This window comes from Streptomyces pseudovenezuelae (genome assembly GCF_029892565.1).
Taxonomy (GTDB): domain Bacteria; phylum Actinomycetota; class Actinomycetes; order Streptomycetales; family Streptomycetaceae; genus Streptomyces; species Streptomyces pseudovenezuelae_A.
Genome location: NZ_JARXVH010000003.1, coordinates 693217 through 708283 on the forward strand (window position 1 = coordinate 693217; position 15067 = coordinate 708283).

Genomic DNA, 15067 nt, shown 5'->3' on the forward strand with positions numbered 1-15067 from the left:
GGAATCCTGCCGTACGTATCTGTCTGCCTGTCACGATTGAGGCGTGGGCGATCTTTCCAAGTCCGTGGCGTGGGCGGATGTTCTGCTTGACCTCATGGGGCTCGCTGTTGGCGTGATGTTGCTCGGGGTGGGGATCGGGCTCTATCACGACGGCGGTTCTGTGGGGTGGGTTGTCGTGGGTGCGGGGGTGTGCCTGGTCGACCTCTGGGTGGTTGGGCGTCGGTTCGTTCGGCGTCGGATGGCGACGTCGGTGGCGTAGGGGGTGAGCATGAGTTCGTCTCGTCCGACACGAGTGAATTCGCGGCGGTGCGGGTGCCGTTGGACACTCCTGGCTGGCCGGTCTCCCCTTCGTCCGACCGAACTCGGCGTGCCCACCACGGAGTTCCTGGGGCGGCGTCACGCCGCCTGCGACAGCGCCGCCGCCGGTGCCCTCGTACCGAACCAGGCCAGTCGCTGCGAGCCGGCGGCTGCCACAGGCCGCGGCTTCCGGGTCTCGGCGGTGAAGACGAACAGCCGCAGGACCAGGAAGCGGCCGAGGCCCGCCAGGCCGGACGCGCTGAGGTAGACGGTCTGTTCGGTCAGCAGCGAGGGCGTGGACTGGACGGTGTGGAGGACGAGCACCGCGACGCTGGTCACCGCGTAGGCGACCGCCGCCGAACCCGCCGACTGCCAGTGCTCGCGCCAGCCGGCGCGCTTGCCGGTGCCGAAGGTGAACAGGGCGTGGAGTTCGGTGCACAGGATCGTCGAGGCGATCGTGATCACGGCGTTCGACAGCGCCCACGGCATCAGCAGGGCCAGCATCGGTACGGCCGCGCTGGACAGGACACCGACACCGCCCCCGCACACCACGAACCGCACGAAGGAAGCGAACGGGCCGGGGCCGGCGGTCGAGGTCTGCCGTACGGCGTCCATGGCGCGGTTCCTTCCGGGCGGGCGGTGAGCCGCGTGAGCCGTGTGGGTCTCGCGCGTCTCGTGAAGTCGTGGTTCAACTGACGTCCACGATTCCGTGATTCGCCCGCCGGAACGATGGAGTGTCCTACCGAACCGATGGTGTAGCCAGCCCTACCCCCACGGTCGGGGCGACCGGGGGAAGGGGGCAGAGGAGTGGGTGGGCCGGTGGGTCAGTCCGGGCGGCGGTGCTCGGACTCGGCGTGTGCACGACGTCGGTTGTGGCGCCGGCCGGTGGGCTCGGGATCGTGGTCGTGAGTGTCCTGGTCACCTGGGTCCTGCATCTCGCGGGGTGGGGGAAGCCGCCGGGGATGCGGCCGCGAGAGCAGTGGGGGTGGCGGGTACGGGATCTGACCGCGCGGGAGGGGCATGTGGGGTGTGTGGGGTGTCGGCTGGCGGGGCGGGATCCCCAGCGGTACCCCGAGCGAGGGCGCCCGCGAGAGCAGGTGGCGGTGCCGGAGGCGGAGTCTGTGACGGGTGAGGCGTCTCTGGCTGGTGACTCTTCCGGACGGTGAGTAGGGGTGGTCCCGCCAGGGTGATCGCGTTGTCAGTGCCGTCTTCTACTCTCATGAGTGATGGCACAGGCATGGAAGTGTTCGGGGTTGCGGTGGGTGGATGGCGGCCCCGTGTTGGTGTGGGACGGGGGACGGCGTAGTGCGCTGGCCTGGGGGAAGCGGGTCTCCTTCGGGGTTGTGGACGGGGGTGTGCGGACGTGTGTGGGAGCGCGGGGGCATGCGTGTCCGGTACGGACGGGGGTGTCGGGGCGGAGTACGGGGGCGCGGTGCGAGGAGTGTGCGCGGCTGGATCGGGCGCACTCCGTGGCCGCCGACACGATCGCGGACGATCCGCGGCCGTACCGCGTGTATCTGGCGTGGTTCGGACCCGGCATGGTCAAGGTCGGGATCACGGCGGTCGAGCGGGGGTCGGCCCGGCTGTTGGAGCAGGGGGCGGTGTGTTTCAGCTGGCTCGGCACCGGTCCGTTGATGGCTGCCCGGCGTACGGAGGAGTTGTTGCGGGCCGCGCTTCGGGTGCCCGATCGGATTCCGTACGCCGCCAAGCGGGCGGTGCGTTCGGGGTTGCCCGGGACTGAGGGCGAGCGGGCGGCCGAGGTTGTGGAGTTGCACGCCCGGGCGGTGGCCCTTGCCGAGTGGCCGGAGTCGCTCGTGCGGGAGCCGTGCCGGCCGGTTGACCATGTCGGCGCGTTCGGGCTCGCGGGCCTGCCGGGCGCCGTCGGTGAGGTGAGTGAGCTGGTCGCCGGTGGGGCGGTGAGGGGGGAACTGGTTGCGGCTGCTGGGCCCGATCTGCACATCGCCGTTGGGGACGGGGACGGGGATAGGGAGGGGGGTAAGGGGGTCCGGGAGATCGTCGTGCTCGATACCCGGTTGATGACAGGGTGGGAGTTGGGGCCTGCCGGGGTCGGGACCGGAGCCGGGGGTGTGGACGAGAGCCGGCTCACCTTTCCCCTGCGGGAGTTCAGAGGGGTGTCGGCTGTGCAGGACGAGTTGTTCTGAGCATTCGGACGGTCAGGAACGGATGGGCACCATGCACGGTCAGCGGATCGGGGAGACGGACGTCGAGGGGACGGGCACCGAGGGGAACGGCGTCGAGGAGAGCGACCAGGTCCGTCGCTTCTGGGAGCGGCTCGGACTGCCCGGGCTCGTCGACGTCCACACCCACTTCATGCCCGAGCGCGTTCTCCACAAGGTCTGGGGATACTTCGACTCCCTCGGGCCGCTCACCGGCGGTGTCGAGTGGCCCATCACCTACCGGGCCGAAGAGGCCGAACGGCTCGCCCTGATCCGGGACTTCGGCGTCCGTGCCTTCACCGCGATGCTCTATCCGCACAAGGCGGGCATGGCCGAGTGGCTCAACGGCTGGGCCGTCGACTTCGCTCGCCGTACCCCCGACTGCCTGCACACCTCGACGCTGTTTCCCGAGCCGGGAGTCGAGACTTATGTCCGGGAGGCCGTCGAGGCGGGGGCGCGGATCTTCAAGGCGCATGTGCAGGTGGGGGCGTACGACCCGGCCGATGAACTCCTGGACGGGGCTTGGGGGTTGCTCGCCGAGGCCGGTGTGCCCGTCGTGATCCACTGCGGTTCCGGGCCCATGCCCGGCAAGCACACCGGGCCGGAGCCGATCGGGCGCGTGCTCGCCCGGCATCCCCAACTGCGGCTGATCGTCGCGCACATGGGGATGACGGAGTACGAGGACTTCCTCGACCTGGCCGAGCGGTACAGCGAGGTGCGGCTGGACACGACGATGTCGTTCACGGACTTCAGCGAACAGTTCGCGCCGTTCCCCCGGAGGGCACTGCCCCGGCTGGCCGACCTCGGCGACCGGATCCTGCTCGGCAGCGACTTCCCCAACATCCCCTATCCGTACGTCCATCAGCTGGAGGTACTGGAGCGGCTGGGGCTCGGCGACGACTGGCTGCGGGCCGTGTGCCACGACAACGGGGCGAGGCTGTTCGGGTTGTGACCGGCGATCAGTCACGAGTCATCAGTCATCAGCAGTAGCTCATCCCGCTCCTCCCGCCACCTGATCGCGACCGCGCCATCCGTGCCACCCGTGTCGTCCGCCCCCTCCGCCACTGCCCTGTCCCCCACCACCCGAACGTCCAGCGAAGCAGCCGCATTGACGTCCTTCGGCACGGTCAACCCCGTCAGCTCCAGCACATGCCCCACCCGCCCCGTCTCCGCGTCCAGGACGAGCAGGTCGGCCGAGGTGGTGTGGCCGGCGTCGGCGTACCGGAAGATCGGCTGGCGGACGACGTATACCCGGCCGTCCGCGACCACGGGATCGCCGTACGCCTTCCCGGTCGGTGCGCGGAGTCTCCAGCGGAGGCGGCCCGTTCCGGTGTCGTAGGCGCTGAGGAGGGTGGGGGAGCCGGTGTCGTAGATGTGCGGGTCGACCGTGGTGACCGCGATGCCGTTGCCCGTGGTGAGCCGGGCCAGGAGGTGGATGGAGAAGGCGGTCCGTTCCGGCGCCCCCTCGCGGCTCACGTCGAGGAGGCGGACCGGGCGTGGGGTGCGGCGTTCGGGGCCGACGGCGGCCAGCGTGTGGGTGCCGGCCCGGAGGAGGTCGTCGTACGGCTCCGCGTGCTGTTGTCGCCACAGCACCTTGCCCGTGCGGTCGTGGATGCCGAGGAGGAGGGCGGAGGTCTTGGTGACGGAGGGCGGGATGTCGTAGCCCCCGATGCGCTGCTCGGGGCCCAGTACGTCGCAGCGCACCAGAGCCGTGACGAGGTGGTCCGGGAAGTCATACACCGTTTGGATCGGTGTCTCGTCGCAGCCGGCCGGTCTGCTCGCCGTCCACAGGGTGCGGCCGGTGCGTTCGGCGAGGGCGCGGATGCCGGCGGGGGTTTCCGTGATGACCTCGCCGCCGGTCAACCGGAAGGACAGGCCTCTGCGGCTCTCGCCCTCCGAGATGCTCCGGTGCCACAGGATCCGGCCCGAGCGCAGGTCGATCGCTGTGAGCCGGCCGTCCGTGAAGCCCGCCACCACCGTGCGCGCGGACACGTCGAGCGTCGGTGTGTAGAAGCCCCTGTCCTCATCCCCGTTCCCGTCCGCCGGGTCCCCGTCCCCGGCCAGGTCGCCGTCCCCGTAGCCGCCCCGCTCATAGCGCCAGTACTCCGAGCCGGTCCGTATGTTCACGGCTCGCACCCCCACCCCCACCCCCGTCGCCCGGATCGACAGCCCGTGCACCACGGTCTCGTCGGCGGTCGTCCGGCGCAGGACGTGGTCGGGCGTGGCCGGTGGCTCGGGGCCGAGCGCGGGTGGGAAGGCGCCCTGCGCCCCTGTGACCAGGTCGGGTTTCGGGGCCGGGGTGGCGTGCCACGGCTCCAGGCCGGTGAGGATGAGGAGGACCGCGGTCACGTATCCCGTCAGGTACAGCGCCAGTCGGCGCCAGGCCTTGGGATCCGGTTCCCCCGGCAGCCGTACGGCTACGCCCCTGCCTATGCCTCCACCTGTCACCACAGCCCCCGTGCCCCCGCATCTCCACGTCACCGTTCCCTTGAGCGGTTGAGGGATCTTGTACCGACACCTCTCCCCGAAGCAAGCGGTTCCAAGGGGTTGCCTGAGAGGCCCCTGTGAGTTTCTTAGGGAAATCACAGGTTGTCGAAAGCGTGCTCTCAGAGGATCCCGACAGTGTGTTCACCATGACCACGACCTCGCCCCAGGGGCGCACCGAACTGCTGAGGCCGGACGGGAGCCCCGTCCGAGTGCTTGTGGTGGACGACGAAATGTCGATCACCGAACTGCTGTCCATGGCTCTTCGCTATGAGGGCTGGCAGATCCGGAGTGCGGGGGATGGCACGGGTGCCATCCAGACCGCGCGCGAGTTCCGGCCCGACGCCGTCGTCCTGGACATGATGCTGCCCGACATGGACGGCCTGACCGTCCTGGGGCGGATGCGCCGCGAACTGCCGGACGTGCCGGTGCTGTTCCTGACGGCGAAGGACGCCGTCGAGGACCGTATCGCCGGCCTCACCGCGGGCGGCGACGACTACGTCACCAAGCCGTTCAGCCTCGAAGAGGTCGTCGCCCGGCTGCGCGGACTGATCCGCCGCTCCGGTGCCGCCGACCGCCGCTCCGACTCCGTACTCGTGGTCGGCGACCTCACCCTCGACGAGGACAGCCACGAGGTCTCGCGGGCCGGCGAGGGCATCCACCTCACCGCCACCGAGTTCGAACTGCTGCGCTTCCTCATGCGTAATCCTCGGCGTGTCCTCAGCAAGGCGCAGATCCTCGACCGGGTGTGGTCCTACGACTTCGGCGGCCAGGCCAACGTGGTCGAGCTGTACATCTCCTACCTCCGCCGGAAGATCGACGCCGGGCGTGAGCCGATGATCCACACCCGGCGTGGGGCCGGTTACCTGATCAAGCCCGCGGCCTCATGAGCGGGCGACGACGGCCGCGTGCGCAGAAGCGACGAGCGGGTAAGCCGCGCACCCTGCGGACACGGCTCGTCGTCGCGTCCGTGACGCTGATCGCCGTGGTGTGTGCGGTGATCGGCACGGTGACGACCCTCGCGCTGCGCTCGCATCTGTACGACCAGTTGGACGACCAGTTGCGCGAGGCCACGGCCCGTGTGTCCGGCGACTTCCAGCCGCCCGGCGCGGGCAAGGGTGGCGGCGCGCTCGGCCAGGGCAACCAGCAGCAGGCCCAGAAACCCAAGACGACCGATATCAGCGACTTCGTCCAACACGGCCCGCAACCCAGCGGCACGGTCGCGGCCACCGTCGTCAACGACTCCGTCACCAGCGGCTATGTCGGCAAGAAGTCCAACGAGAACTTCGAGATGAGTGCCGCGGACCTCAACGCGGCGCAGAAGACCGCCCTCGGCGAGGTGTCCCAGGACGGCAACGCGCACACCGTGGAGCTTCCGGGGCTCGGCACCTACCGCGTCGAGTACCGCAGCGGCTACTACGTCGGCCTCCCCACCACCGAGACCGACAGCACCATCAACACCCTGATCATCGTCGAGCTGAGCGTCACCGCCGCCGGCCTCGCCGCCGCGGGCATCGCCGGCTACGTCCTCGTCGGCGTCGCCACCCGCCCGCTGCGCCGCGTCGCCAGCACCGCCACCCGGGTCTCCGAACTCCCCCTGCACACCGGCGAGGTGAACCTCAGCGAGCGCGTCCCGGAGTCCGAGACCGATCCGCACACCGAGGTCGGCCAGGTCGGCGCCGCGCTCAACCGGATGCTGAACCACGTGCACGGCGCGCTGCACGCCCGCCAGCAGAGCGAGATGCGGGTACGGCAGTTCGTCGCGGACGCCAGCCATGAGCTGCGCACCCCGCTCGCCTCCATCCGCGGGTACGCCGAGCTGACCCGGCGCGGCAGAGAGCAGGTCGGCCCGGACACCCGGCACGCGCTGGGCCGTATCGAGTCCGAGGCGAGCCGCATGACGCTGCTCGTGGAGGACCTGCTGCTGCTCGCGCGGCTGGACGCCGGACGGCCGCTCCAGTTCGAGCAGACCGACCTCATCCCGCTGGTCGTCGACACCATCAGCGACGCCCGCGCGGCCGGCATGGACCACAACTGGCGCCTCGACCTGCCCGACGAACCCGCCGCGGTCTCCGGCGACGCGGCCCGCCTCCAGCAGGTCCTCATCAACCTGCTCGGCAACGCCCGCAAGCACACCCCACCGGGTACGACCGTCACCGCCCGCGTGCAGCGGCGCGGCCCGTGGATGTGCGTGGACGTCGAGGACAACGGCCAGGGCATCCCGCCCGACCTGCTCCCGCACGTCTTCGAGAGGTTCGCCCGCGGTGACTCGGCTCGGTCGCGCTCGACCGGCTCGACCGGCCTGGGTCTGGCGATCGTGCAGGCCGTCGCGAGCGCGCACGGCGGCGCGGTGACCGTGGACAGCGTTCCGGGCCGCACGGTCTTCACCGTGCACCTGCCGGCCCTCGCTCCGCAGCTCCCCCAGCCGGCCCCCGAAACGAATTGGCAATCGCACTCACAGGCGCAGCACAGTGCCACCACATGGGTGCAACAGGGCGCTTGACAAGAGTCGTTCCCATGCGAACCGACTCTTCTCCCGGCACCCTGCCGGCGCGGGAGCACCTCCCGGCCGGCGACGCCGGTACGCCTGTTCTGGACGTAGTGATCCCCGTTTACAACGAGGAGAAGGACCTCCAGCCGTGTGTGCTGAGACTGCACGACCATCTCAAGCGCACGTTCCCGTACGCGTTCCGCATCACGATCGCGGACAACGCGTCGACGGACACCACCCCCCAGGTGTCCGCGCGGCTGGCGGCGGAGCTTCCGGAGGTCAAGGCCTTCCGGCTGGAGCAGAAGGGCCGCGGCCGGGCGCTGCGGACCGTCTGGTCCGCCTCGGACGCTCCGATCCTCGCCTACATGGACGTGGACCTGTCGACCGACCTGAACGCACTGCTGCCCCTGGTGGCACCGCTCATCTCCGGCCACTCCGACCTGGCGATCGGTTCCCGGCTGGCCCGCTCGTCGCGCGTGGTGCGCGGCGCCAAGCGGGAGTTCATCAGCCGCTCGTACAACCTCATCCTGCGCGGCTCGCTGCAGGCCCGCTTCTCGGACGCGCAGTGCGGATTCAAGGCCATCCGGCGTGATGTGGCCCAGGTGCTGCTGCCGATGGTCGAGGACACCGGCTGGTTCTTCGACACCGAGATGCTGGTCATCGCCGAGCGCGCGGGCCTTCGGATCCACGAGGTGCCGGTCGACTGGGTCGACGACCCGGACTCGACGGTGCACATCGTGAAGACGGCGACCGAGGACCTCAAGGGGGTGTGGCGCGTGGGCAAGGCCCTGGCGAGCGGTTCGCTGCCGCTGGACCGGATCACCCGCCCGTTCGGCGACGACCCGCGCGACCGCGACATCCAGGACGTGCCGAAGGGGCTGGCCCGCCAGCTCGTCGGGTTCTGCGTGGTCGGCGGTCTGTCGACGCTCTTCTACCTGGTGCTCTACAGCGCCTTCCGCTCCTTCACCGGCTCGCAGATCGCCAACGCGCTGGCCCTGCTGGTCTCCGCCGTCGCCAATACGGCGGCCAACCGGCGGCTGACCTTCGGGGTGCGCGGGCGCGGCGGCGCGGTCCGGCACCAGGCGCAGGGCCTGGTCGTCTTCGGCATCGGCCTGGCGCTGACCAGCGGCTCGCTCGCCGCCCTGAACGCGGCCAGCAGCAACCCCGCGCACTCCACCGAGCTGGCGGTGCTGATCGCCGCCAACCTCGCGGCGACCGTCCTGCGCTTCCTGCTCTTCAGGGCGTGGGTGTTCCCGGACCGCCGGGAGAGCGACGCGGGCTCGACGGTGGTCGCCTCGCACAGCCCGTCGTCACCGACGTACTCGACGGCGCAGTACCAGCAGCAGTACGCACAGCAGCCTCCGCTGCCGCACCGCTCGCCCACCGGTCAGCAGTCGCGGCAGTCACAGCAGTCGCAACAGCCGCACCAGACCTCCCAGTTCCGCGCCGGTGAAGCCGCGGACGGCACCTGGCGGGACTCCACGATGCAGTTCCGGCCGATGCGCCCTTACGACACCGATCCGGGGGACACCCGATGACCACCCAGTACGACCGGACGACGTATCAGGGGGGTGCGGCTCCCACCCCCTCGGGCCCCGCGCCGGACCTGCCCCAGCAGCAGTCGCCGCAGGCACCCGCCCCCGCGGGCGGCGAGCCCAAGCAGCCCTTCGTACGGAGACTGTGGCGCGGTCGTCCCGAGGACCCCCGCTGGGCCCGCCCGGCCTTCCTCGGCCTGCTGGTCGCCACCGCGGCGCTCTACTTCTACAACCTGGGCGCCAACGGCTACTCCAACTCCTTCTACTCGGCGGCCGTCCAGGCCGGCACCAAGAGCTGGAAGGCGATGTTCTTCGGCTCGCTGGACGCGGGCAACGCGATCACCGTCGACAAGCCCTCGGCGTTCCTGTGGCCGATGGAGATCGCGGCCAGGATCTTCGGCCTCAACACCTGGACGATCCTGGGCCCCGAGGTCCTCATGGGCGTCGGCACGGTCGCCGTCGTCTACGCCTCCGTGCGCCGCCGGTTCAGCCCCGCGGCCGGACTGATCGCGGGTGCGGTGCTCGCGCTCACCCCGGTGGCCGCGCTGATGTTCCGGTTCAACAACCCGGACGCGATGCTCGCCCTGCTGATGGCGCTGGCCTGCTACTTCGTGGTCCGCGGCCTGGAGGACGGCCGGACCAAGTGGCTGGTGTGGTGCGGGGTCGCGATCGGTTTCGCGTTCCTCGGCAAGACCCTGCAGGCCTTCCTGATCCTGCCGTCGCTGGCGATCGTCTACGCCGTCTGCGCGCCGGTCTCGCTGAAGAAGCGGTTCGGACAACTGGCCGCGGGCACGCTCGCGTTGATCGTCTCCGGCGGCTGGTGGGTCGCGATCGTCGAGCTGTGGCCCGCCTCCTCGCGCCCCTACATCGGCGGTTCGCAGAACAACAGCTTCCTTGAACTGACCTTCGGCTACAACGGCCTGGGCCGCATCAACGGTGACGAGACCGGCAGCGTCGGCGGCGGCGGTGGCGCGGGCGGCACCGGGCAGTGGGGCGAGACCGGCTGGGACCGGATGTTCAACTCCGAGATCGGCAGCCAGATCTCCTGGCTGCTGCCGGCCGCGCTGATCCTGCTGGCCGGTGGTCTGGTGGCCACCCGCAAGCTCAAGCGGACCTCGGTGACCCGCGGTTCGTTCCTGGTGTGGGGCGGCTCGCTGCTGATCACCCTGCTCGTCTTCAGCTACATGGCGGGCATCTTCCACCAGTACTACACGATCGCTCTCGCCCCCTACATCGCCGCCGTGATCGGCATGGGCGCCGGGAGCCTGTGGGAGAGGCGCTCCGAGATGTGGGCCTCGCTCACCCTGGCGGCAGCGATCGTGGCGGGCGCGGTCTGGGGCTACGTACTCCTCAACCGCACTCCCGACTACCTGCCCTGGCTGCGCTGGCTCGTCCTGATCGGCGGCCTGGCCGCCGCACTCGGTGTGATCTTCGTGGCCAAGCTGGGCCGCCAACTCGCGCTCGCGGCAGTGGGCCTGGGCATCGTGGCCTCCCTGGCCGGCCCGACGGCGTACACCCTGAGCACGGTCGACTCCGCGCACACCGGCTCCATCCCGACGGCCGGTCCGGCGGGCGCGAGCATGATGGGCGGCCGGGGCGGTCCCGGCGGGGGTGGCGGCGCCCGCGGCGGCTTCGGCGGCGGTGGCATGCCGGGCCAGCAGAACGGCAACGGCAACACCCAGGGCCAGAACCAGCAGGGCGGCGGCGGCTTCCCGGGCGGCGGCACCGGCGGTATGCCGGGTCAGCAGAACGGCAACGGCACCACCGGTGACGGCGGCGGCATGGGCGGCGGCGGTGGCGTCGGCGGCCTGCTGAACGGCGCGACCGTCAGTTCCGAGGCCAAGAAGCTGCTGACGACCGACGCCGACAAGTACACCTGGTCGGCGGCCGCGATCGGCGCCCAGAACGCGGCGAGCTACCAACTCGCCACCGGTGACGCGGTGATGGCGATCGGCGGCTTCAACGGCACCGACCCGTCCCCGACGCTGGCGCAGTTCGAGAAGTACGTGGCCGACGGCAAGGTCCACTACTTCATCTCCAGCGGAACGGGTGGCGGCATGGGCGGCAGCAGCACCGGTACGTCCTCGCAGATCACCTCGTGGGTCGAGAAGAACTTCAAGAAGGTCACGGTCGGTACGGCCACCTTCTACGACCTCACGCAGAAGACGAGCAGCTAGCCGACAACTGGTTGACGGAGGGATATCGGCGGAGGGCGGCGACCACGGTCACCGCCCTCCTTCGCATCTCCGTTGTACGCCGTACAGGACGCCTTATACGCTGTACGGCATGAGTTCTCAGGGCCACCCCCAGCGCTGGCTGATCCTCGGTGTCATCTGTCTCGCCCAGCTGACCGTGCTGCTCGACAACACCGTGCTGAACGTGGCGATCCCCTCCCTCACCAGGGAGTTGCACGCCGAGACCTCGGACATCCAGTGGATGATCAACGCCTACTCGCTCGTCCAGTCCGGCCTGCTGCTCACGGCCGGCAGCGCGGCCGACCGCTACGGCCGCAAGAAGATGCTGCTGACCGGACTCGCCCTCTTCGGCATCGGTTCGCTGGCGGCGGGCCTGGCCGGCTCCACGGGCCAACTGATCGCGGCCCGCGCGGGCATGGGCGTGGGCGGCGCGCTGCTGATGACGACCACCCTCGCCGTGGTGATGCAGATCTTCACGCCAGAGGAGCAGCCGAAGGCGATCGGCATCTGGGCGGCGGTCAACGCGCTCGGCTTCGCGATAGGCCCGCTGCTCGGCGGCTTCATGCTCAACCACTTCTGGTGGGGCGCGATCTTCCTGATCAACCTGCCGGTAGCGGCGCTGGGCCTGGTCGCGGTCGTGGCCCTGGTCCCCGAGTCCAAGAACCCCACCGGCGACCGCCCCGACCTCCCCGGCGCCCTGCTCTCCACGATCGGCATGGCCTCACTCGTCTTCGCGATCATCTCCGGCCCGGAGCACGGCTGGACGTCGGGCCGCGTCCTGCTCCCGGCGGCCGTCGCCTCCGTCACCCTGGGCGCCTTCGCCTACTGGGAGAACCGGATCCCGTACCCCATGCTCGACCCGCACTTCTTCCGCGACCGCCGCTTCACGGGCGCCGTAGCAGGGGCGGTGCTCATCGCCTTCGGCATGGGCGGCTCCCTCTTCCTCCTCACCCAGCACCTGCAATTCGTCCTGGGATACGGCCCCTTGGAGGCGGGCCTGCGGACCGCTCCGCTGGCCTTGACCATCGTGGCCCTCAACTTCACGGGGCTGTCGGCGAAGTGGTCGGCGAGGCTGGGTACGCCGGTTTCCATCGCGCTGGGGATGGTGCTGATGTCGGCGGGGCTGGCGTCGATCGCGGTGCTGGCCACGGGCGGCTACGCCGGGACGCTGCTCGGCCTGCTGCTCATCGGTGCCGGTGGCGCGATCGCCAGCCCGGCCATGGCCCACGCCATCATGAGCGCGATACCGCCGGCCAAGGCGGGGGTCGGGGCCGGGGTCAACGGAACGTTGGCGGAATTCGGCAACGGGCTGGGGGTTGCCGTACTCGGAGCGGTCCTCAGCTCTTCCGGAGGGCTCGCCGAAGGGCTGCGGTCGGGCCAGTTGGTGGGAGCCGGGGCTGTGTTGCTGGGTGGGTTCGTGGCGGCGGCGTTGTTGCGCCGGGCGGAGCGGGCAGACTCGGAAATGGTGGTCGCCTGAGAGCTCGGGGGGTGCGGTTGTTTTGCGGGTGCGAGCCCGTTGTGGCTGATCGCGCCCACGCGGCGGAGCCGCGAATCGACACAGCCCCGCGCTCCTTAGGGTCGGCCCCCATCTGGCATCTTGATCAGTACTGCATATCCAGGAAGGTGCGTGCGCTGATGGCTAGGTCGGCCGAGCGGGCGGCGCGGACCAGTGTGTGGCTGGAGGGCAAGGTCCGGCGCGGTCGGGGCGGGCAGCCGTCCGGGCTCGACCGGGACCGCATCACCGGGGTGACGGTAAGGCTCCTGGACGCCGAGGGCATGCCCAAGTTCTCCATGCGCCGCCTCGCCGCCGAACTGAACGTCACGGCGATGTCCGTCTACTGGTACGTCGACACCAAGGACGACCTCCTGGAACTCGCCCTCGACGCGGCCTTCGGCGAACTCCCCCTGCCCGACCCGGAATCCGACGAGAACTGGCGAGACCAACTCCGCGCCCTGGCAACGGAGTACCGCGCCCTCCTGGTCCGCCACCCCTGGCTGTCCCCGTTGGCAGGCACGTTCCTCAACATCGGCCCGAACGCACTGGCCTTCTCCCGAGTCGTGCAACAGGTCATCCGCAAAACGGGCCTGCCCGCCGCCGGCCTGACGGGCGCCATCTCGGCCGTCTTCCAGTTCGTCTACGGCTACGGCACGATCGAGGGCCACTACATCGCCCGCTCCGCAGCCGCCGGCATGACCCAGGACGAGTACTTCCGCCACGCCATGACCGCGGCAACCCGGGCCCCGTCCGCCGCCGAGGTCCTCCAGGAATCAGCCGACCTCATGGAAGCGAGGGGCGGCGACACGGTGGAGGAAATGAGGGAGAGGGACTTCACCTTCGCCCTGGACCTGTTGGTGGCAGGAATCGAGGCAATGGTGAAAAGAAACGGCGACTAACCCGCCCCGTCAGGGGCCGCGGGGCTGTGTCGATCTGCGGCTCCGCAGCGTGGGCGCGACCAGCCACAACGGGCTAGCAGCCGCAAGACAACCGCACCCCCCCCGAGCTCTCAGGCGTCCGGTGTAGCAAGCCGCGCAGGGAACCCACCGGTCGCCACCGGCCCCCACTTCTCCGGCGTAACCCGAATGATCGACTTCCCCTGCTTCACCATCGCCGCCCGGTACTCATCCCAGTCCGGATGCTCCCCGGCGATATTCCGGTAGTACTCCACGAGCGGCTCAACGGACTCGGGCGGGTTGATGACCTCCGCGCTGCCATCAACCTGCACCCACGGCCCGTTCCAGTCGTCGCTCAGCACGACGACACTCACCCGCGAATCCCGCTGCGCGTTCCGCGTCTTCGCCCGCTCGGGATACGTGGAGACCACAATCCGCCCGGAGTCATCGACCCCACAGGTCAACGGCGAGGCCTGCGGACTCCCGTCCGCCCGCCGGGTCAACAGCAGCGCATGATGCCGAGGCCGCACGAAGTCGAGCAGCTCTTCCAGGGATACACGGGTGTTGCTAGCGATGTTCGGTGCCATACCGCCAGCCTATGTCTACGCCTGCGGCAACGCCCCACCCTGCACGGCCTGCACATCCAACTCCACCCGCAGCGTCGTACCAATGGCCGCGATCCCCGCCTGAAGGACCTGGTTGTAGTTCATGGCGAAGTCCTCCCGCCGCAACTCGGTCGTCGCCCGGAACGCGGCCCGAGTCCCACCCCACGGATCGGCCCCCGTACCCAGATAGGCGAGGTCCAGGTCGACGTCCCGCACAACCCCGTGCAGGGTCAGCTCTCCATGGACGGTCCACCGATCCGTGCCGGCCGCCTCCGTGATGCCGGTGGAGCGGTAGGTGATCTCCGGGTACTTCTCGACGTCCAGGAAGTCCGGCGACCGCAGATGGTCGTCCCGCATACCGTTCCCCGTATCGATGGACGCGGCCCGAATCACCGCCTCCACACGGGACTTGGCCACCTCGTCGGGGGCGATCTCGATCCGCGCGGCGAAGTCCGTGAAACGGCCGCGCACGCTGGAGATACCGAGGTGCTGGGCGATCGCGGCGACGGAGGAGTGCGCGGGGTCGACGGTCCAGGGCCCGGGCGGCGGCAGCTCGGTGCCGCCCTGGCGGCCCAGGGTCACGTTCCCGACCTCGGCCCGGCCGCTCGCGGTGACGATCGCGGTGGCGGCGGCGGGCGCGTACCCGACGGCGGTGACGATGACGGTGTACGGGCCGGGCGTCAGCTCGGTGGTGTCCCGTACGGCCCCCTCGGCGTCGGCCTCCGCGCGCAGCACCTGGGTGCCGGTCATGTCGGTCACCGTGACGACCGCGTGCGACACGGCCCATCCGTCCCGCGTACGGATCTTCGCGGTCAGTCCCATCCCGTTCTCTCCCTGCAAGTGCGACCGGTCCTACCGGTCGTGAAACGAAACCGGCCCGCGGTGGACGCGC

12 protein-coding genes and 1 pseudogene are annotated in these 15067 nt (G+C 70.2%); 9 read left to right on the forward strand and 4 right to left on the reverse strand.

What is annotated here, in order from left to right:
* Positions 1-396: 396 nt before the first annotated feature.
* A complete protein-coding gene (locus M2283_RS12145; RefSeq protein ID WP_280876141.1) occupies positions 397-912 on the reverse strand; it encodes a GtrA family protein in 516 nt (171 codons plus the stop codon).
* Between the two features lie 191 nt (positions 913-1103).
* Between M2283_RS12145 and M2283_RS12150 the strand changes: the two are divergent.
* The 3 genes and pseudogenes from M2283_RS12150 to M2283_RS12160 form a co-directional block, all read left to right on the forward strand.
* Positions 1104-1463, forward strand: a pseudogene (locus M2283_RS12150) (HGxxPAAW family protein); the annotation flags it as partial.
* A 60-nt stretch (positions 1464-1523) separates the two neighbouring features.
* Positions 1524-2459 carry a DUF2797 domain-containing protein gene (locus M2283_RS12155; protein WP_280876142.1) on the forward strand — a complete coding sequence of 312 codons (936 nt, stop codon included), beginning with the start codon at positions 1524-1526 and terminating at the stop codon, positions 2457-2459.
* Between the two features lie 31 nt (positions 2460-2490).
* A complete protein-coding gene (locus M2283_RS12160) occupies positions 2491-3426 on the forward strand; it encodes an amidohydrolase family protein (protein ID WP_432423065.1) in 936 nt (311 codons plus the stop codon).
* An 11-nt stretch (positions 3427-3437) separates the two neighbouring features.
* Here the strand turns inward: M2283_RS12160 and M2283_RS12165 are convergent, their stop codons facing one another.
* Positions 3438-4922: a PQQ-binding-like beta-propeller repeat protein gene (locus tag M2283_RS12165; protein ID WP_280876144.1), complete on the reverse strand. Its 1485-nt coding sequence runs from the start codon at positions 4920-4922 to the stop codon at positions 3438-3440.
* Positions 4923-5107: 185 nt separating this feature from the next.
* Between M2283_RS12165 and M2283_RS12170 the strand changes: the two genes are divergently transcribed.
* The 6 genes from M2283_RS12170 (at position 5108) to M2283_RS12195 (ending at position 13573) form a co-directional block, all read left to right on the forward strand.
* The gene (locus M2283_RS12170; protein WP_185146104.1) at positions 5108-5848 is read left to right on the forward strand and encodes a response regulator transcription factor; all 741 of its coding nucleotides are present in this window, start codon (positions 5108-5110) and stop codon (positions 5846-5848) included.
* On the forward strand, positions 5845-7461 hold the full coding sequence (locus M2283_RS12175; protein WP_280876145.1) for a HAMP domain-containing sensor histidine kinase: 1617 nt from the start codon (positions 5845-5847) through the stop codon (positions 7459-7461). Before M2283_RS12170 ends, M2283_RS12175 begins: the two co-directional genes overlap by 4 nt.
* 14 nt (positions 7462-7475) lie before the next feature.
* The gene (locus tag M2283_RS12180) at positions 7476-8987 is read left to right on the forward strand and encodes a bifunctional glycosyltransferase family 2/GtrA family protein (RefSeq protein WP_280876146.1); all 1512 of its coding nucleotides are present in this window, start codon (positions 7476-7478) and stop codon (positions 8985-8987) included.
* Positions 8984-11161, forward strand: coding sequence for an ArnT family glycosyltransferase (locus M2283_RS12185; protein ID WP_280876147.1), 2178 nt, complete (start codon positions 8984-8986; stop codon positions 11159-11161). Before M2283_RS12180 ends, M2283_RS12185 begins: the two co-directional genes overlap by 4 nt.
* A gap of 109 nt (positions 11162-11270) precedes the next feature.
* Positions 11271-12656, forward strand: a complete 1386-nt coding sequence (locus M2283_RS12190; protein WP_280876148.1) for an MFS transporter — start codon at positions 11271-11273, stop codon at positions 12654-12656.
* A gap of 158 nt (positions 12657-12814) precedes the next feature.
* Positions 12815-13573 carry a TetR/AcrR family transcriptional regulator gene (locus tag M2283_RS12195; protein WP_280876149.1) on the forward strand — a complete coding sequence of 253 codons (759 nt, stop codon included), beginning with the start codon at positions 12815-12817 and terminating at the stop codon, positions 13571-13573.
* A gap of 110 nt (positions 13574-13683) precedes the next feature.
* Here the strand turns inward: M2283_RS12195 and M2283_RS12200 are convergent, their stop codons facing one another.
* On the reverse strand, positions 13684-14157 hold the full coding sequence (locus tag M2283_RS12200) for a PPOX class F420-dependent oxidoreductase (RefSeq protein WP_280876150.1): 474 nt from the start codon (positions 14155-14157) through the stop codon (positions 13684-13686).
* A gap of 15 nt (positions 14158-14172) precedes the next feature.
* Positions 14173-14997 (reverse strand): YceI family protein, encoded by an 825-nt coding sequence (locus M2283_RS12205; RefSeq protein ID WP_280876151.1) that lies wholly within the window; start codon positions 14995-14997, stop codon positions 14173-14175.
* Between the last annotated feature and the right edge of the window lie 70 nt (positions 14998-15067).

Excerpts from the sequence above, each read along its gene's own strand:
- M2283_RS12145 (WP_280876141.1), bottom strand. The coding sequence starts at position 912 with ATGGACGCCGTACGGCAGACCTCGACCGCCGGCCCCGGCCCGTTCGCT.
- M2283_RS12155 (WP_280876142.1), top strand. The coding sequence starts at position 1,524 with ATGGCACAGGCATGGAAGTGTTCGGGGTTGCGGTGGGTGGATGGCGGC.
- M2283_RS12160 (WP_432423065.1), top strand. The coding sequence starts at position 2,491 with ATGCACGGTCAGCGGATCGGGGAGACGGACGTCGAGGGGACGGGCACC.
- M2283_RS12170 (WP_185146104.1), top strand. The coding sequence starts at position 5,108 with ATGACCACGACCTCGCCCCAGGGGCGCACCGAACTGCTGAGGCCGGAC.
- M2283_RS12175 (WP_280876145.1), top strand. The coding sequence starts at position 5,845 with ATGAGCGGGCGACGACGGCCGCGTGCGCAGAAGCGACGAGCGGGTAAG.
- M2283_RS12180 (WP_280876146.1), top strand. The coding sequence starts at position 7,476 with ATGCGAACCGACTCTTCTCCCGGCACCCTGCCGGCGCGGGAGCACCTC.
- M2283_RS12185 (WP_280876147.1), top strand. The coding sequence starts at position 8,984 with ATGACCACCCAGTACGACCGGACGACGTATCAGGGGGGTGCGGCTCCC.
- M2283_RS12190 (WP_280876148.1), top strand. The coding sequence starts at position 11,271 with ATGAGTTCTCAGGGCCACCCCCAGCGCTGGCTGATCCTCGGTGTCATC.
- M2283_RS12195 (WP_280876149.1), top strand. The coding sequence starts at position 12,815 with ATGGCTAGGTCGGCCGAGCGGGCGGCGCGGACCAGTGTGTGGCTGGAG.
- M2283_RS12200 (WP_280876150.1), bottom strand. The coding sequence starts at position 14,157 with ATGGCACCGAACATCGCTAGCAACACCCGTGTATCCCTGGAAGAGCTG.
- M2283_RS12205 (WP_280876151.1), bottom strand. The coding sequence starts at position 14,997 with ATGGGACTGACCGCGAAGATCCGTACGCGGGACGGATGGGCCGTGTCG.